The organism is Parabacteroides chongii (genome assembly GCF_029581355.1).
In the GTDB taxonomy this organism is placed as follows: Bacteria; Bacteroidota; Bacteroidia; order Bacteroidales; family Tannerellaceae; genus Parabacteroides; species Parabacteroides chongii.
On the sequence record NZ_CP120849.1, the window covers coordinates 2592799 to 2614526 of the forward strand.

Annotated in this window: 11 protein-coding genes and 3 tRNA genes; 7 read left to right on the forward strand and 7 right to left on the reverse strand. The window is 43.1% G+C overall.

Going from position 1 to position 21728, the window contains the following annotated elements; translation table 11 throughout:
• Positions 1–59 precede the first annotated feature (59 nt).
• Positions 60–2699 (forward strand): glycoside hydrolase family 78 protein, encoded by a 2640-nt coding sequence (locus P3L47_RS09675; protein ID WP_277783470.1) that lies wholly within the window; start codon positions 60–62, stop codon positions 2697–2699.
• A gap of 252 nt (positions 2700–2951) precedes the next feature.
• Here P3L47_RS09675 and P3L47_RS09680 read toward each other — a convergent pair.
• The 3 genes from P3L47_RS09680 to P3L47_RS09690 form a co-directional block, all read right to left on the reverse strand.
• A tRNA-Asn gene (locus tag P3L47_RS09680) sits at positions 2952–3025 on the reverse strand.
• Between the two features lie 38 nt (positions 3026–3063).
• A tRNA-Asn gene (locus P3L47_RS09685) sits at positions 3064–3137 on the reverse strand.
• A 33-nt stretch (positions 3138–3170) separates the two neighbouring features.
• Positions 3171–3244, reverse strand: a tRNA-Asn gene (locus tag P3L47_RS09690).
• 106 nt (positions 3245–3350) lie between these two features.
• Between P3L47_RS09690 and P3L47_RS09695 the strand changes: the two genes are divergently transcribed.
• Both P3L47_RS09695 and P3L47_RS09700 read left to right on the forward strand, forming a co-directional pair.
• The gene (locus P3L47_RS09695) at positions 3351–4328 is read left to right on the forward strand and encodes an adenosine kinase (RefSeq protein ID WP_122362809.1); all 978 of its coding nucleotides are present in this window, start codon (positions 3351–3353) and stop codon (positions 4326–4328) included.
• A gap of 47 nt (positions 4329–4375) precedes the next feature.
• Complete coding sequence (locus tag P3L47_RS09700) at positions 4376–6130, forward strand: S41 family peptidase (RefSeq protein WP_277783471.1); 1755 nt, start codon at positions 4376–4378, stop codon at positions 6128–6130.
• Positions 6131–6202: 72 nt separating this feature from the next.
• Here the strand turns inward: P3L47_RS09700 and P3L47_RS09705 are convergent, their stop codons facing one another.
• The 3 genes from P3L47_RS09705 to P3L47_RS09715 form a co-directional block, all read right to left on the reverse strand.
• Complete coding sequence (locus P3L47_RS09705) at positions 6203–7327, reverse strand: metallophosphoesterase (protein WP_122362811.1); 1125 nt, start codon at positions 7325–7327, stop codon at positions 6203–6205.
• Positions 7328–7339: 12 nt separating this feature from the next.
• Complete coding sequence (locus tag P3L47_RS09710) at positions 7340–8431, reverse strand: metallophosphoesterase (protein ID WP_277783472.1); 1092 nt, start codon at positions 8429–8431, stop codon at positions 7340–7342.
• An 84-nt stretch (positions 8432–8515) separates the two neighbouring features.
• Positions 8516–9148, reverse strand: coding sequence for a SagB/ThcOx family dehydrogenase (locus P3L47_RS09715; protein ID WP_277783473.1), 633 nt, complete (start codon positions 9146–9148; stop codon positions 8516–8518).
• A 201-nt stretch (positions 9149–9349) separates the two neighbouring features.
• Between P3L47_RS09715 and P3L47_RS09720 the strand changes: the two genes are divergently transcribed.
• The 4 genes from P3L47_RS09720 to P3L47_RS09735 all read left to right on the forward strand — a co-directional run bounded on the left by P3L47_RS09720 (position 9350) and on the right by P3L47_RS09735 (position 19915).
• Positions 9350–11890 carry a TonB-dependent receptor gene (locus tag P3L47_RS09720; RefSeq protein ID WP_277783474.1) on the forward strand — a complete coding sequence of 847 codons (2541 nt, stop codon included), beginning with the start codon at positions 9350–9352 and terminating at the stop codon, positions 11888–11890.
• 199 nt (positions 11891–12089) lie between these two features.
• A complete protein-coding gene (lacZ4, locus tag P3L47_RS09725; RefSeq protein ID WP_122362921.1) occupies positions 12090–14126 on the forward strand; it encodes a beta-glucuronidase LacZ4 in 2037 nt (678 codons plus the stop codon).
• Between the two features lie 696 nt (positions 14127–14822).
• Positions 14823–18143, forward strand: a complete 3321-nt coding sequence (locus P3L47_RS09730) for a SusC/RagA family TonB-linked outer membrane protein (protein WP_277783475.1) — start codon at positions 14823–14825, stop codon at positions 18141–18143.
• A gap of 20 nt (positions 18144–18163) precedes the next feature.
• A complete protein-coding gene (locus P3L47_RS09735) occupies positions 18164–19915 on the forward strand; it encodes a RagB/SusD family nutrient uptake outer membrane protein (protein WP_277783476.1) in 1752 nt (583 codons plus the stop codon).
• A 97-nt stretch (positions 19916–20012) separates the two neighbouring features.
• Here P3L47_RS09735 and P3L47_RS09740 read toward each other — a convergent pair whose 3' ends face one another.
• Positions 20013–21728, reverse strand: a complete 1716-nt coding sequence (locus P3L47_RS09740; protein WP_277783477.1) for a RagB/SusD family nutrient uptake outer membrane protein — start codon at positions 21726–21728, stop codon at positions 20013–20015.

Consider the following 21728-nt stretch of genomic DNA (forward strand, 5'->3'; position numbering starts at 1 on the left):
AACCGGTAAATAGTATTTTTATTTATTAATTTGCGGTATTACTATAAAATGACAAACGAATGAAAAAGCTTATATTATTTATTACTGTTACTACTTTTCTTAGTTATTCTGGGGCTAACGGGCAGTCTGTCCGTTTGACCGACTTGCAGAGTGACCATCTTGAAACTCCGATAGGTATTGATAATCCGGCTCCTCGTCTTTCGTGGAAAATGGAAGACAGCCGGCAAGGGGCAAAACAAACATCTTATCGTGTGTTGGTGGATAAAGACTCGATGAAAGTTGTAAACGGAAATGCCGATATATGGGATACCGGAAAAATAAATTCCGGAGATATGTTGATTACTTATGCGGGTAAACAGCTTGAACCTTTTATTAAATATTACTGGAAGGTGATAGGTGGCGATCTGGAAAATAAAGAAATAGCTTCACCTGTCAGCTCTTTTGAAATGGGGATGATGAATATAAGGAACTGGCAGGGAGCCTGGATAGGCGATGGAAAAGATGTGGACTATCAACCTGCCCCTTATTTCCGTAAGAAGTTTGCAGCCGGTAAAACAATAAAATCGGCACGTGCCTATATTGCTGCTGCCGGATTATATGAGTTATATATCAATGGAGAGAAAATAGGAGATCATCGTCTTGATCCGCTGTATACCCGTTTCGACCGACGTAACTTGTATGTAACTTACGATGTGACCGGGCAGCTTCAGAATGGGGATAATGCCATAGGTGTACTTTTGGGTAATGGATGGTATAATCATCAATCGAAAGCCGTTTGGGATTTCGACCGGGCTCCCTGGCGTAACAGACCTGCTTTCTGTATGGATCTTCGTATCATTTATAATGATGGTAGTATCGAAACTATTCCTACCGATCTTAGTTGGAAAACATCTTCGGGTGCATTAGTTTTCAACAGTATCTATACCGGGGAACATTACGATGCACGTCTCGAACAGACTGGTTGGAATACTCCGGACTTTGATGATTCTAAATGGAATGGAGTAGGATATAGAGGCGTCCCTTCCCAAAATGTTACGGCACAACAAGCCCGTCCGATCCGGAATGTATTGACTCTTCCGGCGAAATCTGTTAACAAAATAGATGAAAAGACGTACGTTTTTGATTTTGGTCAGAATATGTCGGGGGTTACCCGGATAAAAGTATCGGGAGAAAGAGGAACGGAAGTAAGGATTAAACATGGAGAGCGGCTTTTTGATAATGGGCGTATCGATATGTCCAATATTGATGTTTATTATCGGGGAGACAAGGAAAAAGATCCTTTCCAGACAGATATCCTGATCCTTAGCGGTGGTAATGATGAATTTATGGCGAAGTTCAACTACAAAGGATTCCGTTATGTGGAAGTCACCAGCGATAAGCCGTTGGCGCTTGACCAAAACAGCCTGACAGCTTACTTTATGCATAGTGATGTTCCTACGGTAGGACAGATCAGTACTTCGAGCGAACTTGTCAATAAGTTGTGGTGGGCAACCAATAACGCCTACCTGTCGAATTTGATGGGCTATCCGACCGACTGTCCGCAGCGTGAAAAGAACGGATGGACCGGAGACGGGCATTTTGCCATTGAAACGGCTTTGTATAATTTTGACGGAATTACCGTCTATGAGAAATGGTTGGCCGACCATCGCGACGAACAGCAACCCAACGGAGTACTCCCCGATATTATCCCGACAGGCGGATGGGGCTACGGTACCGACAACGGGTTGGACTGGACAAGTACAATTGCCATTATCCCCTGGAACTTATATATGTTTTATGGCGATAGCAAACCACTCTCCGATTGTTATGAGAGCATTAAGCGATATGTCGATTATGTAGACCGTACAAGTCCTAACCATCTGACTACCTGGGGGCGTGGAGATTGGGTTCCGGTCAAATCCCAGTCCAATAAGGAACTTACCTCTTCTATCTATTTTTACGTGGATGCCAGGATATTGGCGAATGCCGCTAAGTTGTTTGATAAAAAGGATGATTATGCCTATTATACAGCATTAGCCGAGAAAATCAAAAATGCGGTAAATGATAAATACCTGAATAAGGAAACTGGTATCTATGCGAATGGTAGCCAGACGGAATTAAGTGTTCCTTTGCAATGGAAAATAGTTCCCGACAATATGATAGCTAAAGTTGCACAAAATCTGGCAAAGAAAGTGGAAGAGGCCGGATTCCATCTGGACGTCGGTGTATTGGGAGCCAAAGCGATCCTGAATGCGTTGAGTGAAAACGGATATCCGGAAGTTGCCTATAAAGTTGCGGCGCAAGATACTTATCCATCGTGGGGTTGGTGGATTGTCAACGGGGCAACAACTTTATTGGAGAACTGGGACTTGAAAGCCGAACGCGATATTTCGGATAATCATATGATGTTCGGGGAGATCGGCGGATGGTTCTATAAAGGGTTAGGAGGTATTTTCCCCGATCCGGAACAGCCGGGTTTCAAACATATATTACTGCGTCCCAACTTTGTAAAAGAGTTGAAGCATTTTGAGGCACAACATAATTCTCCTTACGGACGGATTATTTCGAAATGGGAGTGGAACAAGAAGAAGATCAAATATGAAGTAACTGTACCTGCCAACAGCACGGCAACTCTTTATCTGCCGGATTATATAAAAGGAGACAAAGTCATCGAACTGGAATCGGGAAGGCATAATCTGGTTTTAACAGTATCGAAATGACCTATAAAGTAAGCGCTTTTAGGAAAGTATTGTTCCTATTTCTTGTTTTATGGCTTACCATCTAACTTGCAGCTTATTACAGTTTCTTCGTAGTTCCTTGCTTTGGAAACTCTAGTTCCCTGCGCAGGAAACTGCAATTTCCTCGGCAGGGAACTGGCGTTTCCTTAGGAGGGAACTGTGGTTTCCTGCTGAGGGAACAGAAAGGAAACTACATAAAAAAAGAGATACCTCAGTGAGATATCTCTTTTTTTGCTCTTCCTCTTGGACTTGAACCAAGGACCCTCTGATTAACAGTCAGATGCTCTAACCAACTGAGCTAAGGAAGAAAATATGTCTTTTCAGTCTTTCCCGATGTCTTTTTCAGCTCTTCCTCTTGGACTTGAACCAAGGACCCTCTGATTAACAGTCAGATGCTCTAACCAACTGAGCTAAGGAAGAATATGTTTTTCAGTCTTTCCCGATGTCTTTTTGCTCTTCCTCTTGGACTTGAACCAAGGACCCTCTGATTAACAGTCAGATGCTCTAACCAACTGAGCTAAGGAAGAATTTTCAACCATTCAGGGACTTGTTGCATCCCTTTCTGAAATTGCACTGCAAAAGTAGAGGTTCTTTTTGAAATATGCAATATCTTTGCAGAAAAAAATTGAAAAAATGAATACAATAGGCTTAGGAAACGCTTTAGTGGACGTTTTACTACAGTTGGATAGTGATGATGTACTTACAAAAGTCGGTATAAAGAAAGGTGCAATGGATATGATCAACCAGGAACAGATGATCGCTATCCGTAAAACACAGGAACGCCTTGAGAGAAGCCAGGCTCCGGGCGGCTCGGTTTGTAACACGATGCGCGCCATGGCTTGCCTGGGGGCAAATACCGGTTTTATCGGAAAGATAGGAACGGATTCTGTGGGTGAGTATTATGAAAAAGCATTGAAGGATGTGAATGTGACTCCTTATTTTATAAAGACGGAGGGGATATCCGGCAGTTGTACGGTCCTGATCTCTAAGGACGGCGAACGATCTATGGGAACATTCCTGGGACCGGCTCCGACAATTACTCCGGAGGAGATCAAAGAAGAGATTTTAAGCCTATACAATTGTATATATATAGAAGGTTATTTGCTGGTAAACGAGGAACTGGTCCGTACCACCATGCAAAAAGCTAAAAAGCTGGGTTTGAAAGTAGCTCTCGATTTATCAAACTTTAATATCGTCAATGCTTTTAAAGGCTTGCTGGATGATATTATTCCTAAATATGTGGACATTCTGTTTTCCAATGAGAGTGAAGCGGAAGCTTTTACCGGATTGAAGGCTCAGGAGGCTGTTAAAGTACTTTCCGGAATGGTTGGGGTTTCTTTGGTTACCTTAGGAAAGGAAGGAGCGTTGGTCGGTAGTAACGGACAGATTATTGCAGTCCCGGCTGAGGGCGGCAAGCCTGTCGATACGACAGGAGCTGGCGATCATTTCGCTGCCGGGTTCCTGTACGGACAATCTGTAGGTGCCTCTTTGGAGCAATCTGCCCACATCGGCTCCCTTTTGGCTGGGTATATCATAGACGTGATCGGGGCGCAGATACCGGATGATAAATGGGAACAAATAAAGTTAAAAGTAGATGCGATAGTATCCTGAAAAGGGTTTTATGTATACATTTACATCGTTAATTAACTAAATATTCTATGTTTAAGCAGATACGACGAGAAAGATTGATAGGTTTGTTTTGTTTACTGCTCCTGGCTGGGAGCGTTATACCTGCACAAGCTCAGAAAGATAATCGCTTTGAAGTAAGTAAGAACCTGGACATTTTCAATGCCCTGGTGAAAGAAGTTGAAATGTTTTATGTGGACTCGGTCGATGTAGAGAAGACAGTTCGCAGAGGAATCAACGCCATGTTGGGCGGTCTGGATCCTTATACGGTCTATTATCCGGAACAGGATATGGATGAACTGAAGATAATGACGACGGGTGAGTATGGCGGTATCGGTTCTTATATCCGTGAACGTAAAGAGGGCGGAGTGTATGTGACCGAGCCTTTCGAAGGAATGCCTGCTGCGTTAGCCGGTCTGAAAGCGGGAGACCGTATCCTGGCTATCGATACGGTGGATACGAGCAATAAAACATCCAGTGAAGTAAGCGAGTTGCTGAAAGGCGTACCCAATACCAAAATGGTTTTGAAGATACAGCGTCCGAATGAAAAGAAACCTCGCGAAGTGGAACTGATACGTAAGCAGATCCTGGTAGATCAGGTTACGTATTATGGTGTACGGGGTGATGGTGTCGGATATATTTATCTGAAAAGTTTTACAGACAAGAGTGCGCAGGAGGTAAAAGCAGCTTTGGAAGATTTGAAGAAGAACCATCAGATCAAATCGTTGGTGCTAGATTTGCGGAATAATCCTGGTGGTTTGCTGGAAAGTGCTGCACAGATAGTCGGAATGTTTGTTCCGAAAGGGAAAGAAGTAGTATCGACCAAGGGAAAGATCAGTCAATGGGACCGTACGTATCGTACTTCGACTGAGCCGATCGATACAGTTATGCCGATGGTGGTACTGATCAATGGGAACTCTGCCTCAGCAGCTGAGATCGTGTCCGGTGCTTTGCAGGATATGGATCGTGCTGTATTGGTAGGACAGCGGTCGTATGGCAAAGGTTTGGTACAGTCTACTCGTGAGCTGCCTTATGAAGGACGTTTGAAAGTGACTATGAGTAAATACTATATCCCCAGCGGACGTTGTATTCAACAGATGGACTATTCGCATCGGAAGGCAGACGGCAGTGTGGATGCCATACCGGATAGCTTGACTTCTGTATTCTATACATCCAAGGGGCGTCCGGTTCGTGACGGTGGTGGAGTACGTCCTGAGTTTGAGATAGAAGAGGAAGAGATGCCGACAATGATGTATTATTTGGCAACTGATTTTATTTTGATGGATTTCGTTACGGACTGGGCACAGAAGCATAAGACTATTCCCCCGGTAGAAGAGTTTACTGTTTCTGACGAAGATTTTGAAGCATTCAAAAACTATGCAAAGGAAAAGAATTTTACATACGATCGTCAGAGTGAGAAGGTTCTGAAAAATTTGAAGGAGGTTGCCAAGTTTGAAGGATATATGGATAGCGATTCTACCATTTTTAAAGAACTGGAAAATCGTTTAACACCGGATTTGGAACGTGACTTTAATCATTACAAAGATCAGATCAAGAAACTTATGGCTTCAGAAATAGTGAAGCGTTATTATTATCAGAAAGGTGAGTTACAGGAAAGCCTGAAAGAGGACGAAGTGCTGGAGAAAGCCATCGAAGTTTTGGGCGATCAGGAGCTATATAATAAGACATTGAGCACTCCAGAGGAAGGAACTGTCCCGACTGAAGATAAACCCAAAGCATCCAATGGTGGAAATATTGCATATGTGTTCGATCAAACTATAGGATAATAGTCTTAACTGAATATGGAAAGGGAGTAAGCAAAAAGGTTTACTCCCTTTTTTGTTGGGGTAGAAACTTTCTTACTTAAATTTAATATGCAGTACAACCAGTTCAGAAACTGTTCCAACCCGGTAAGGCGGACCGGCTATTCCGATACCTGATGAAACATAAAATTGGGTCGGCCCTTTTTTATGATAGCCGTACGGGCATTCGTAGATCAGCTTCATTAATAAAGGATAGGGCCAGAGTTGACCGTTATGAGTATGACCATGAAGACCGAGATCGACACCGTTCATCGCCATTTCGGCAAACGACCAGGGTTGATGATCCAGTACGATAATCGGTTTAGTGGTATCGATGTCAGCCATTAAAGTATGTAAAGCATTTCGCTTTTTATTGATATAATCATCCCTACCGATCAGATAAAACGAAGAATCCGGCTGTACGACCGAATCGACCAACAGTGTGGCACCGGTTTTTGCCAGCCAACGATATTTTGCGAAACGGTTGGCGCGGTATTCATGATTACCATTCACGACATATACACCCAAAGGTGCTTTTAATTGTTGGAGATCATCCTCGATATGCTCCATTTCAGCAAAACGCGATTCATAATCCATAATGTCACCGACCAATACGACCATATCCGGATGCTGTGCATTGCTTAAAGCCACATATCGTTGTACCATTTTCTTTCCTATCACTTCTCCTATATGGAGATCGCTCATCATCACCACGGTAAGGCTATCTCGCTCGCTGCTGCCTTTCGGTAGCGTGACATATACTTCTTTGACGGTCGGGTAGGCGACAGTCCGGTACGCTTTGACCATCAGTCCGGAAACACCGGCAATGATCACGAAAAACAATGTCAGTTTCGTTTGTTTCCAATGACGGGTGATCCACCCCGGAAACCAATGGAAGAAACGGTTCGACAACCGGATCACTTCCAGAGTCAACAAGGAAAGAGTGATATAAATGGATGCGATATACCAGGTGTTGCAGATATATTGGATGGTTGTCATGAGCGTATCCGGCAACTCTTTACGGAAAATAAAGCCGAAAAAATAAAGAGCCAGCTCAAGCACGAAGAACAGTGTATACGGAATACGCCAGCTTTTTTTAGCTGGTAGTGCCTGGTAACCCCGCCAAAAGATGTAGGGATTCAACAACAGTTGTGCTACGATCGATTGAATAAAGACTTTCATATCTTGCTTGCCTTACTTGAATGCAATATTGAATACCACCATTTCACTGTTTGTGCCGATCCGGAAAGGAGGTCCCCAGAGCGATAAGCCCGAAGATACATAAACATGACTGTTTCCCCATTGCCTGTATCCGTGACTTTGCTGGAACAGGTAGTCGGTCAGCAGGCTCATCGGCCAGATCTGTCCGCGATGCGTATGTCCGCTGAACTGTAAGTCTATACCGGCTTTTTCGGTATTCTGCAGGTCGTATGGTTGATGATCCAAAAGGATAACAGGCTGGGCCGGGTTAATGTTTTGTGATAATGTCCGGAGAGACAAGCGTGACGGATTGTGACGGTCGTCGCGTCCGGCAATCTGCACTCCGTTGGGAAGCGTGATTACCGTATCACGTAAGAGTTGAATCGGTGTCGACTGGATAAATTCGGCACTTTTCTTTATTCCGCTGATGTATTCATGATTTCCGGGAACCATATAAATACCCTGCGGTGCTTTCAATTGTGATAGTTCTTCCTGCATATTCTCCGTATAAAGGGGCGTTACGCTATTATCTATCAAATCGCCGCCGATCAGAATCAAATCCGGCTTTTCGGCATTGATCATGTTTACATATTTCTTCAGTTGTGCCTTGTTTGTTCCGTAACCCAGGTGAATATCGCTTATGGCAACCGCTTTCATCGGGGAGGAATCGTTGTTGACAACCTTGTTGATAACTATGTTGATAACTTCTGTCTTCGGATGTTGATAATGATAATACCCATAGCTTAACAGGCTTAAAGTCAGTAGTAAAGAGATGTAGAACCCATATTTAAAACCCCCGTTGAAAAGTTTGAATATATCGAATGCTACCAGGAATAATACCATATATAAGGTAAATACCAGCCAGCCTGTTCCCACTTCATGGATCGTATGTGCCAATACATCCGGATATTTTACATTTCTAGCCAGCATACTGACGGCGAAGGAAAGCGCACAACTCCAGAATAGAACTGTCAGAAGCACTTTCACACCAAAAGGTTGAGCAACGAGAGCTTGTGCCCCCCTGGTGAATATATAGATATTCCCTGCTAGATAAGCGCAAAAGAGGGCTATGAAAATTGTAGGCATTTTGTCAAATTTTCGGCAAATGTACATAATAATCTTCAATTCATTTGTGAAAAAAGGTTTTGGCTATTCGACCGGTATCCGTTCTTATTTCGGATACCCCACCGGATTATTCATCATCAATACCTGACTGTCTGATAATTTGAGTATCTTTTTCAAAGCAGCTTGGTCCATGGTGGCTCTGGGAACAGTCGATAATCCGATTCCGGCACAACACAAATTGATATTCTGCGATACAATACCTGCATCCATGGCTGCCATCAGCTTGGTATGCTCTCCTACATTTCCAAAACGGGACAGGTCAGATACCAGAACAAGAGAAACCGGTGCCTCTTTTACAAAATCCTGTCCGGCACCTACAGCCCCACGGTGATCGCCTTCGGCTATCGGTGTTAATGCATGTGCTTTGGCATCATACAGATAAGCGCCATCCTTCATGATCACATAAACGTCGATGTCCTGCTTGTTTAAAGCCGAAGGAGCCGTACGTTTTCCATCTGTACGATTAATACCGTTGGCTGCCCATAACAAATCGGAAAGATCCTGAGCAGTTAATTCTTTGGAAGCATATTCACGGTCGGAGTGACGGTCGGAAAAGGCTTTCATGACGGCGGCTCCGCGTGTCTTGTCCGGAGCATTGAGTTTAATAACTTTGAGATCCTGTGCATTCATAACGGAAATGACTAATAAAGCGGTTAAAAAGAATGAAATCTTTCTCATATCTATATTTATTAATAGTAAGTCTGACAAATTTAAAAGAAATTCATCTAAGCAAACAGCAAAATACATCTTTTACGATTCTTTAATTCTGATGAATACGAACGTTTCGTAGAAACTTCTACATTTGCATCGGGTTCACACTTGAATTAAATAGTATTTGAATAATAAATCAATCGATAACCTCTAAATTCTTTAAATTTGATGAAAGAAAAACTGCTCTACTTAGTGTTGGTGTTGATGATGGTTGTGCCTTTATATGCACAAAGCCAGAATGCCGCTGATTACACGATCAAGGGACAAGTTGTTGATTCCTTGTCTAATGAAACAGTTCCTTATGCAACGTTGAACATCGCTTTGGCTAGTGCCCCTCAGAAAGCGGTTAAATTGTTGGCTTGTGATGATGACGGTAAGTTTACCACTACCCTGAAACAACCCGGAAAGTACATCATATCCATGCAGTCGCTGGGAAAAGTTCCGGCTGTAAAGTATTTCACCTTGTCTGAAAACAAGAAAAGCCTGGATTTGGGTAAGTTGTATATGAATGACGATACCCAGCAATTGAATGAAGTAACCGTTGTTGCCCAAAAGCCATTGGTAACGGTGGAAGTGGATAAAATTACGTATAGCCTGGATGATGACCCGGAAGCTAAGACCAGCAATGCCTTGGAAATGTTCCGTAAAGTGCCGATGGTGACTGTCGACGGTGAAGACAAGATACAGTTGAAGGGATCTTCAAACTATAAGATTTATATGAATGGCAAACCTTCAAACCTGTTGAGCGGTGAAAATGCTTCAGATGTATTGAAAAGTATGCCTGCCAGTTCTATCAAGAATATCGAAGTCATTACCGATCCGGGATCAAAATATGATGCGGAAGGCGTCGGTGGTATTATCAATATTATCACGACTAAAAACGCCATGCAGGGATATACAGGAACAGTTCGTGCCAATGCCAGTTCACTGGGTAGCTTTGGCGGTGGCGGTTATGTCTCGTTGAAGGTCGGAAGCCTGGGGCTTACTGCTAACTATGGGTATAATAAAAGAAATTCTCCCTGGAATGATTCTCATAGTGAACGTGAAACGGATAAGGATCGCTTGGCTGAAGACGGACCGACTAAATTAATAGAGGACGGACGCAGCAAGTATAAAGGACCGTTCCAGTACGGTTATCTGGAAGCCAGTTACGAAATCGATACGCTTAACCTGATAAGCGTGGGGGCTAATCTCTTTCGTGGAAAATCAGAGAATCTTTCCGAATTGGATGCTGTATTGAATCCTATGAATGTTGGAATCAATGAACAGACTGCTCCAATTTATCGGTATCATCGTAATAGTAACTCTGAAAGTACTTTTGGATCGACTGACTTGAATGTAGACTATCAACACTCTACCTCTAAAAAAGATGAATTGCTGACAATCTCTTATCGTTTCAGCCAGTCTCCTAATGATAATGAAAGCAAAACAGAGTTGTCTGATGTGGTCACTTATTATATGGAAAAAGATTATCCGAAATGGAATATCAATGATGCTTCCACTATCGAACATACCGGACAGGTTGACTATACTACACCTCTTTTTAATAAACAGACGCTTGAGGCTGGTGTAAAATACATCAACCGTCAGAATAAGAGTAATACGTTGGAACAAGTTTATGATGGTGAAACAGGTATTTGGGTAGACCAAAAGAGAGACAATAGCCAATTCCATCATACACAGCATATTTATTCAGCTTATTTGGGTTATTTGGTTCGTCTGGATAAATTCGGAATCAAAGCAGGTGTTCGTGGAGAAGGAACAAGCCTGGATGCCAAGTTTGCTTTGAAACCGGATATGGATTTCAATTCTAATTATTTTGATGTGGTTCCGAATGCTACATTAACTTATCAATTGGATATGTCTACCCAGATTCGTTTAGGATATAATATGAGAATCCAGCGTCCGGGTATCTGGTATCTGAATCCTTATATCAATGATGTCAATCCTCAGAATATCTCTCAGGGTAATCCGAACCTGGATTCTGAAAAGAGTAATAATGTCAACTTAAACTTCAGTAAGTTTACTCAGAAGTTCAGTATCAATGCCAGTTTGAGCTATACATTCGTTAATAATCCGATCGAACGTCACACATTTACTGCCAATTTCCCGGAAAGCGATCCTCGTTCACAGTATAATGGTGCTATGTGGAGTACCTACGATAACGTAGGTAAGAAGCAGCAGGTTGGTATGTTTTTGTATGGTAACTGGTCTCCGACTACCTGGTTCCGTATTTATATGAACGGAGGTTTGGATTATGTAAGCATGAAAGCTCCTACTCTGAATAAGGAAAAAGACGGTGTCAGCGGACGAATCTTTGCCGGTACGCAGTTTACGCTGCCGAAAGATTTCCGTATCAACCTGAACGGTGGATATTTCAGTCCGTGGATTCAATTACAAAGTGAAATGTCTCCGTTCTATTTTGCCGGTTTGAATGTCAGCAAGGATTTCCTGAAAAAGAAATTGTCTGTTTCTTTGGGAGCAAATAATCCGTTCTGGAAAACCATGAAGATGGAAACGACCACCAAGGGAGACGGTTTCCATGATGTATCGACCAACTGGCGCAGTGCCCGTGAATTCCGTTTCAGTATATCCTACCGTTTCGGTACGATGAAGGGACAGATCAAGAAAGTACGTCGTGGTATCAGTAATGATGACTCGAAAGGCGGCGGAGAAAATAACCAGGGTGGCGGAGAACAGGCCATGTAATTATAATTCATAAATACTAGGTAAAGGTCCGGATAGAAATATCCGGATTTTTTTTGCCTATGCGATCCGATTCTTTTGATAACCATCAATCGTGAAAAAGCCATATTTGGACAAAAAAGTACCTTATCTTAGACAAAAAGTGCCTTTCTTCCTGAAAGGTTCGTTTTATCTTTGCTATCGGAATAAAGAAATAAATAACATGAAACACATTCTTATCGGTTTACTGCTGGTGTTGTGCAGTACATTAACTTATGCCTCCCGTAAGGAGATACTTTTAAATAATGACTGGATGTTCCGTTTTTCGCATCAGGTGCAGAAGAATAGCGAGCAGCGCGTCAACCTTCCACATACCTGGAATAGCGGTGATGCCCTTTCCGGAAAACAGGATTATTATCGTGGAATGGGAAATTATGAGAAAACATTGTTCGTGAAACCGGAGTGGAAAGGTAAACGTTTATTCCTGCGCTTTGAAGGAGTTAATACGATCGCTACAGTTTTTGTAAATTCCGTTTGTCTGGGAGAACACCGTGGTGGTTATGGCGCTTTCGTTTTTGAAATAACAGATAAAGTAGAATATGGTGTCGAAAATAAGATACTGGTAAAGGTGAATAACGCCCTGCAACTGGATATTATGCCGTTGGTCGGCGATTTCAATTTCTATGGCGGCATTTATCGGGATGTCAACCTGATCATTACGGATCCGGTACATATTTCATTGACCGATTATGCATCTCCCGGCGTTTATCTGATACAGCAAAAGGTAACGAAAGAACAGGCTGATGTAAAGGCTAAGGTACTTGTATCGAATAGTTCGTCGGAGAAGGTACCGGTGCAGGTGAATGTAAAGATATGGGATGCAGATAAAATTGTACAGCAACAGGATCTGAATCTGACTGTAGATGCTCAGCAAGTACATACAGCCGGTTTGGAATTTACCATAAAGAACCCGCATCTGTGGAACGGCAGGAAAGATCCGTTCATGTATCGTGCGGAGGTTACTTTGCTCGCTGGCGGAAAAGAAATAGATAAAGTGGAACAGCCGTTGGGATTGCGTTTCTATCATGTTGACGCAGAGAAAGGTTTCTTCCTGAATGGCGAACATCTGAAACTGCATGGCGTATGCCGTCACCAGGACCGTGCGGAACGGGGGAATGCCCTATATAAAGAGCACCATGAAGAAGATGCAGCCATTATTGCAGAGATGGGTACAAATGCCATCCGTCTGGCACATTATCCGCAGGCTACTTATTTCTATGATTTAATGGATAAATACGGTATGGTGACCTGGGCGGAGATTCCCTTTATCGGACCGGGCGGTTACCAGGACAGAGGTTTTAACGATCTGCCCTCTTTCCGTGAGAACGGCAAAGAACAACTGAAAGAGTTGATTCGTCAGCATTACAATCACCCGTCCATCTGTTTTTGGGGCTTATTCAATGAATTGAAAACACATGGAGACAATCCGATCGAATATATCAAGGAACTGAATGAACTGGCTCACCAGGAAGACCCGACACGTCCGACAACGGCTGCCAGCTTCCTGTCGTATGACAGCGATATCAGTAAAATAACTGATGTGATTGCCTGGAACCAGTATTTCGGCTGGTATGGAGGTTCTCCCTCCGATATGGGAAAATGGCTGGATGCCAATCATAAAGCACATCCGGATTATAAGATCGCCATTAGTGAATACGGTGCAGGTGCCAGTATTTATCATCAGCAAGATTCTATTAAGCCGGGTGTAGCTTCCGGTTGGTGGCATCCGGAGAATTTCCAGACATTCTATCATATGGGTAACTGGGAGGCTATTGCCGAACGTCCGTTTGTTTGGGGTTCTTTCATCTGGAACCTGTTCGATTTTGGGGCTGCCCATCGTACGGAAGGGGATCGTCCGGGTATTAACGATAAAGGGTTGGTTACATTCGACCGTAAGGTAAAGAAGGATGCTTTCTATTATTATAAAGCAAACTGGAACAAAGACGATAAATTTGTTTACATCGCTAACCGTCGCCATCGCGACCGCGCCACGCAAGTGACTGATGTGATGGTATTTTCTAATCTACCTGAGGTTGAGTTGTTTGTGAATGGTAAAAGCCAAGGAAAACAGACACCGGATAAGTATGCTACATTTGTATGGAAAGGTGTAAATCTGACGGATGGAGAAAATACGGTTGAGGCTCGTGCTGTACAAAAGAAGAACAATATATCTGATAGTGTAAACTGGACTTGTAAGTAATATAATAGATGGTTTTTTCTACTGAATTGTAGTTCTTGCAAAAAGAATGATAACTGAATAAAGGTTATTGGGAATAGTTTTAATAGAAAAGTCTTTAAAGGATAGGGTGTTAGTGACTAATACCTTATCCTTTTTTTTATTCTGAATATAGTTCTGTATGGACTACGTTCCTAAAAATGCAAGAAACTGAACGATGCAAAAATAACGTATTGTATGATATATTAACATGCATTTTTGTCTAATATAGGTGCATCTATTGTCCATTCTTAAAAAATTAACACAAGTATAATAATTTGGTTATCAAGGATGTACTTTCCTTGTCATCAATTTGTCACCTACTTACGAATTTCCAGGCGGGTAGAAACAGAATAGCTCATCCCGTAAATAGAGTCATTTGGTTTACCATTTTTCTATTAATATTTACATAAGGCAGTTTGGGTAGGATCTCTCATTTTTATTCGTTCTGCTATTGAAAGACAAATAGATAATCTCTTCTTTTATAAGCCCTCCGTGGTTTTCTGTAACATTCTGTCGGATGAAAAAACAATAATTAGTTAATAAATAAATGTACATAGTTCATACAGAACTATTTCCTTTCTGATGTGAAACGGACAAAACTAATATTATTAGCACAGCAAGTTCGGATTATTTGGTGTGCGCAAACACATTTATTTATTAACTAAATCTGGTGTTATTATGACGAAGGATTTTAATCGTTTTTATTTATCAAGGCAGATGTTCATAGGTGCTACGATGTTCCTGGTATCCGTAGGCATGGCCTCTGCCAATCAGGGAATCGAGATTCCTGTTTCCGATGCACTTGCCGCTTCACCTCAGCAGGCAAAGAAAAAAGTAAGCGGAACAGTAGAAGATGCCATGGGACCTATCGCGGGTGCCAATGTTATTGAAAAAGGTACAACAAACGGAACGATTACCGATATGAACGGTAGTTTTAACCTGGATGTTTCTCCTAATGCTGTTTTGGTCGTTACTTTCATCGGTTATACGGAGCAACAGGTCTCCGTTGGAAACCAAACGTCATTTACTATTAAGCTGAAGGAAGACACACAAGCCTTGGATGAAGTAGTAGTAGTAGGTTACGGTACACAAAAGAAAGTGAACCTGACCGGTTCTGTCTCTTCCGTTAATTTTGAAGAACAAGCTTTGTCCAGACCTATTACGAATGTTTCCAATGCACTGGCTGGTTTGAGTGCAGGTGTACAGGTTATGCAGAGCTCCGGTAATCCTGGTAGTGACGGGTCCACTATTCGTATCCGTGGTGTCGGTACGTTGAATAACGCTGACCCTCTGGTATTGATTGACGGAATGGAAGGTTCCATGGACCTGGTAAACCCGCAGGATATCGAGAGTATTTCTGTGTTGAAAGATGCTGCATCTTCTTCTATTTATGGTTCACGTGCAGCCAATGGTGTTATTTTGATTACGACCAAAAAAGGAAAAGCCGGAAAGTTGTCCGTTTCTTATTCGGGACGTATTTCTTATGCCCAGCCGACGAATCTGATCGATCAGGTTAGTAATTATGCGGACTATATGGGCTGGATCAATGAATCGTTTGAAAATATCGGTCAGCCGAAACATTTTGCACAAAGCACTATCGATCTCTGGCGCGAAAAATCGGCAGATCCGAACGGGCTGAATGAGAATGGCGTACCGAATTACATTGCTTATCCGAATACGGATTGGCAGAAAGTTTTGTTTGAACATGGTATCATTAATGACCATAACGTTTCTGTTTCCGGCGGAACGGAAAAGCTGCGCGTATTGATGACTGCCGGTTATCTGGATAATCCGGGATTGGTAAAAAATACAGGTATCCGGAAATATTCTTTGCGTGCCAATATAGAAGCGGATATCGCTAAATGGCTAACTGTCGGAACGCGTACTTTCGCGACTCAGGAGGACAAGGAGGTCGGCCATTTCGATAATGCCAATAACTTCCTGCGTCAGACAACTCCGGGCGTTTATCCGGAATGGAACGGACAATACGGTTATCCGGAAGCACCGGAAGAGAGTGCAACAGCCAATAATATTGCCTCTTATCTGGTTTCTCAGGACGGACACAGACAAAAGACGAACTTTAATACGACTCTTTTCTCCCGTATATCTCCGATTGAAGGACTTTCATGGGATTTTAATCTGAACTACAAGCGATACTGGGAAGACAATGCCAATTGGACCAATCCGTTTGAGAAGGTAAAATTCAGTGATGGAACCGTTATGTCTCCGGCTACTACTCCGGCTGATATGTCGACCTATTTTTATAACCGGGCAGACTACAGTTACACGATTCAGAATCTTTTGCGTTATAATAAAACCATTAAGGAAGATCATGATTTTGGAATCATGCTGGGGTATGAAGAATATTATTACAAGCAGGATACCCGTAGTGCCCAGAAAAAAGGTTTGATCGATTCGAGTGTTCACACTCCGGGTTCAGCAACGGAAATGCAAAGTATTGGCGGTGGTGCTTACGACAAGTCCAGACGTTCTTTCTTTGGCCGTATTAATTATGCCTACAAATCCAGATATTTGTTTGAAGCAAACTTGCGACGGGATGGAAACTCCCGCTATCATCCGGACTATCGTTGGGGTACTTTCCCTTCTTTCTCTGCAGCCTGGCGTATCTCGGAAGAGGCTTTTATGGTAAATACAAAGAACTGGCTGGATAACCTGAAGGTCCGTGCTTCATACGGCTCTGTAGGTAATGACGGTGGCACTGATGTAGGTAACTATGAGTATCAGTCTACTTATAGCTCTGCCCGTTATCCGTTCGGTGGCCTTCTGGCATCCGGGCTGGCATCTACCTCTATTGCCAATTCCATGTTATCCTGGGAAACAACAACGATGACGAATGTAGGCGTTGACTTGAATGCCTTGAATAACCGTCTTTCTTTCACGATGGATGTATTCAACTATAAAACGAAAGATATCTTGTATAGACCTTCTATCAATATCACTGTCGGTAATAAGACGGCTCCCCGCCAGAATATTGCCGAGATGAAGAAAAAAGGTATCGAGTTGACCTTAGGATGGCAGGATAGAATTGGGGAAGTAAGTTACTCTGTAAACGGTAATTTCTCTTACACCCCGAATAAAGTAACCTACTACAAAGGTAAGTTGAAGGCAGGATACGATGAAAATGGTAAATGGGTAAGCAATATCGGAGATGTGGCATCCAGTTCTTCGGCAATCGATCCGGTAGTGGAAGACCATATTAAGGGTGAGTTTTATACTCGTAATCCATATCAGGGCTCCGGAAAAGGTTATGCTGCTGATGGAATCGGCGGTGGACCGGTTGACGGTATGATCCGTACTGAAACCGATATGGAGTGGTTGAAGGCGATGATCGATGCAGGCTATACCTTTATGCCGAATCAGACGGTAAAAAAAGATCGTCTTTGGTATGGCGACTATGTGTATGCAGATGCAAACGGTGATGGAATTTATGGCGGTACGGACGACCGTGAGTTTATGAACATATCCAAAGACCCGAAATACAACTTCGGATTGCAAATGTCGGCAGCGTGGAAAGGTATCGATATATCTATGAACTGGGCTGGTGCAGCCGGTTTCAACCTTTATTGGGGAGCTACGACTGGTTACAATTCACCGACAACGCGTGTAGGTTTGGCTTTACCGACAGAGATTGCCAAAGATCATTATTTCTATGATCCGGAAAATCCTTCTGACCCGCGTACCAATATCAATGCAAAATACGGTCGTCTGGTGAATGGAGAAAGCGGCTATCAGAATACGGAAGCGACAAGTCTTTATATTTTCAATGGTAATTACTTGAAATTGAAGAATCTGACGGTTGGTTATACATTGCCGGCTGCTATAAGTAAGAAAGCATACATGGATAATCTTCGTTTGTATGTCTCTGTTGAAAATGTGTTCAATATCACAAAGTACCCGGGACAAGATCCTGAATTGGGGGCATATCCTGAATATACTTCTTTAAGACAATTCGCATTCGGGGTTAATGTTACATTTTAAAGATTAAAACGAGAAAGAATATGAAACTATTGAAAAATATATATTTAACAGGAGCTGCCGTTGTTCTGTTGACAGGATGTCAGGGAGATTTGATGGATCTGAATCCGTATGATTCTATCTCTTCCGGAAATATGTGGGCAACAGAGAATCTGGCAGATATGGGCGTAAACGGTATTTATAATGTTTTGCGTTCCGACAATGTTGCCGGCGATTTGCATAAATTCGACAGCTATGGTGTTTCTGCAGATTATCGTGACGGAAATTATGCTCTATTGAGAGGTAATGCCACAACGAGCAATTCCCAGTTTTCCGATTATTGGAAAATTCATTATGAAGGAATCAGCCGTACGAACGATGCGATAGCCAATTTGTCGAAGGCTCCGTTGGCCGAGTCCAAGTATAATCGATTGATGGCTGAATCGAAGTTCATGCGTGCCTATTTCTATTATAAGCTGAATATGATGTATAAAGGAGTTCCTTTGTATCTGGAACCGACGGAACTGGAAGGCTACACCAAAGGGCGTGATACGGAAGAAGCCGTGTGGAATCAGGTTATCACAGACCTGACAGATGCGATCAATACAGCCGATTTCCCGGATAAATATGCTTCCGGTTCGGGTGATTACGGACGTGCGACAAAAGGAGCAGCGTATGCATTGCGTGGAAAAGCGTATATGTGGATGAAAAACTGGGCAAGCGCAGAAGCCGATTTCCGTAAAGTCGGAGAGTTGGGTTACGGCTTGTTCAAGGGAGAATATAAGCAACTGTTTAAGGAAGCGAACGAACAGTCCGATGAGATGATTTTCTCCTTGCAGTGCATTGGTTTGAGCGGTTATGGTAATAATTTCTCGTTCCGTTATGGTTCTCGTGTCTCTTATGGTTCTTGCTGGAATACATACCTGGCAAGCACGGATTTTGTCGACACGTATGAATGTGCAGACGGGAAACCGTTTAACTGGAATGATTATTTACCCGGATATAACGAAATGTCTCCGGCTGCCCGCTCTGTCTATTTCCTGCGTGACGGCTTGACTGAAACGGAAATAAATACCTTAACAGCTAACGGTGCTGATATGTCCAAATATTTGCCTTCAGGAAATGAAGCACGTATAAAAGCCATTTATGGAAATCGTGATCCGCGTTTGGCAGCGACTATAGTGACGCCGTATGCAGAATATATCGGATCTTCCAGTAATACGGATTATGTATATACTTTGCGTTGGCCGTACAGAGGATATGACAATGCTGAACCGTATGATGTGAGAACCGATACGAACAACCGTTTCTACTATCTGTTCCGTAAGTTTGTGGCGGAAGGTTCTTCCGAAATACCGAATCGCGAGTATTCTCCGATCGATATTCCAATTATTCGGTATGCCGATGTGCTTCTGTCTCTGGCTGAATGTCTGAACGAGCAGAATAAAACGAGCGAAGCGGTAGATGCGATCAATAAGGTTCGTGAACGTGCCGGTGCTGCTTTGTTGAACAGCAATCAATATACCCAGGTGACAGGGCAGGATAATTTGCGTGAACGTATCCGCAATGAGCGTCGTTGGGAGTTTGCCGGTGAAGGTGTGAATTTCTTTGATGAAATGCGCTGGAAGACCTGGCATAAAAGCAAATTATTCGACGGTGCCGGCCTGAAACAGGTTTGGGGAGAAGTACAAAGTTCTTATTCATGGGGAGGCGATCATTTATATAACTGGGCTATCCCGAGAACTGAAATTCAGATGAATGATAATCTGAAACAGAATGATGGTTGGATAGATTAGTTCGTGTATTTGACTAACCAAAAGAGGGTATGCTTCTAAAAGCATACCCTCTGCTTATATCTGACCTGGTGATCAAAATAATTCAGAAAATAAATAATTACCAGTTAGGATTCTGTTCAAGCTGATCATTCATTTCTATTTCTTCTGCCGGGATAGGCCACAAGTAATCGCGGTTTTCACGGAATACACGTGTCAGCAGGCGCTTGCCGGTGATACCGTATTCTTCGCGATTCAGTAATGTGTGTGACAATTTCCAACGGCGCAGGTCGCTGTCGCGAACACCTTCACCAGCCAGTTCATAGGCTCTTTCACGGAAGATACGTTGGAAGACTTCATCTTTCGAATTAGCTGCCAAATAAGAAGGACCACTGTTCAATAATGCGATACCCGCACGGGCACGTACTTTGTTGATGTATTCTACCGCCTTAGTCTGGTTGCCGGTTTCATTGTAACATTCTGCCAGCATCAGGTAAACATCAGCCAGGCGGATGATCGGGAAGTTTACAGGTGTATGTTCGCGGTTCGTGATAGCACCGTTCCAGTCTCCTTCCGGTACGAATTTTCTCCAGAAATAGGTTTCCCAACCTCCCTTATTATTACGCATGAAACCATTGTTCTCGTTCACTGCTACTACATCTCCTTTGGTGTTTTTTGCAAAGATGAATGTCATCAGGCGCTCTTCGTTACGGTTCCATCCCAAATAAGTGCTGTAAGGAGCGATCACTGTAGCTGACATACGCGGGTCACGTTGTTCGTACATTTCCAGGATCTTTGCGGATTCTGCCGGTTGATCGAGGATTTCGTCGCCGGCATCGTTCACTGTGCATCTGAATACACGTTCACGTACCTGATTGTCGGTTGTATATCCCGGGAACAATTCATCCCAGTTGAAAGGACGTCCGTCTTTATATTCATACATGTCGACCAGGTCGACAGAAGGAAGGGTGTTATTCCAGCAACTGCCGAATGAGTTACGTGTGCCGGCGTAGAAGCATAGCGGCATACCGTAATCATTACCTGTACCACCCAGATTGATGATCGAGAAGATCATTTCCGAACTGGTGTGTCCTGTCAGGTTGAACAAGTCGGCGAAGCTTTCGTACAGTTCATGACCGCTGGTCGATTTTTCCAGATGTTCGATCGCTTTGTCGTAATTTTTACTGTACAGATATACCTTACCCAATAATCCTTCTACGGCAGATTTCGTTACACGACCGTAATTGGCAGCATCCCATGTATCCGGAAGTCCTGAGTTCTGCGCTTTTTCCAGGTCTGCAATGATGAAAGCACGTGTTTCTTCGGCAGAACTTCTCGGATTCATCAGGTCGTTGAAATCCTGTTCCAGATTGGTCGTTTCGTCATAGAGAGGAAGACCTCCGAAGTAATCCATCAGATGGAAATAGATGAGGGCACGGAGGAAATGGGCTTCACCGAGCATCTGGTTCTTTGCTGTTTCGTCTATAGGTGCTTCACCGATACTGCGGATGGCGAGGTTGGCACGCTGGATGCCGTTGTATCCGTTCTGCCATTTACCGTTGAGGAAACTGGTTCGCGGTGTACAAGTTCCCAGTTGTAGAGCTTCATACTGGTCGTAGCCGACTGCTACATCCGAGTTTACGTCGATCATAAACATTTTACCATAGAGGTCGGTGTTTTTCAGGGACGCATACACACCCATCAAACCTGACTTACACTGATCTTCTGTCTGCCAGAAGGTCGAAGAGCTTAACTGGTCGTAAGGTGCCCTGTCCAGGTCATAGCAGCTTGTCAATGCCAGAAGTGCTGCTAAAAAAGGTATAATATATTTTTTCAT

What these genes read in the sequence shown, in the direction of transcription:
- P3L47_RS09675 (WP_277783470.1), top strand. Translation starts at nt 60, where the DNA reads ATGAAAAAGCTTATATTATTTATTACTGTTACTACTTTTCTTAGTTAT.
- P3L47_RS09695 (WP_122362809.1), top strand. Translation starts at nt 3,351, where the DNA reads ATGAATACAATAGGCTTAGGAAACGCTTTAGTGGACGTTTTACTACAG.
- P3L47_RS09700 (WP_277783471.1), top strand. Translation starts at nt 4,376, where the DNA reads ATGTTTAAGCAGATACGACGAGAAAGATTGATAGGTTTGTTTTGTTTA.
- P3L47_RS09705 (WP_122362811.1), bottom strand. Translation starts at nt 7,327, where the DNA reads ATGAAAGTCTTTATTCAATCGATCGTAGCACAACTGTTGTTGAATCCC.
- P3L47_RS09710 (WP_277783472.1), bottom strand. Translation starts at nt 8,431, where the DNA reads ATGCCTACAATTTTCATAGCCCTCTTTTGCGCTTATCTAGCAGGGAAT.
- P3L47_RS09715 (WP_277783473.1), bottom strand. Translation starts at nt 9,148, where the DNA reads ATGAGAAAGATTTCATTCTTTTTAACCGCTTTATTAGTCATTTCCGTT.
- P3L47_RS09720 (WP_277783474.1), top strand. Translation starts at nt 9,350, where the DNA reads ATGAAAGAAAAACTGCTCTACTTAGTGTTGGTGTTGATGATGGTTGTG.
- lacZ4 (WP_122362921.1), top strand. Translation starts at nt 12,090, where the DNA reads ATGAAACACATTCTTATCGGTTTACTGCTGGTGTTGTGCAGTACATTA.
- P3L47_RS09730 (WP_277783475.1), top strand. Translation starts at nt 14,823, where the DNA reads ATGACGAAGGATTTTAATCGTTTTTATTTATCAAGGCAGATGTTCATA.
- P3L47_RS09735 (WP_277783476.1), top strand. Translation starts at nt 18,164, where the DNA reads ATGAAACTATTGAAAAATATATATTTAACAGGAGCTGCCGTTGTTCTG.
- P3L47_RS09740 (WP_277783477.1), bottom strand. Translation starts at nt 21,728, where the DNA reads ATGAAAAAATATATTATACCTTTTTTAGCAGCACTTCTGGCATTGACA.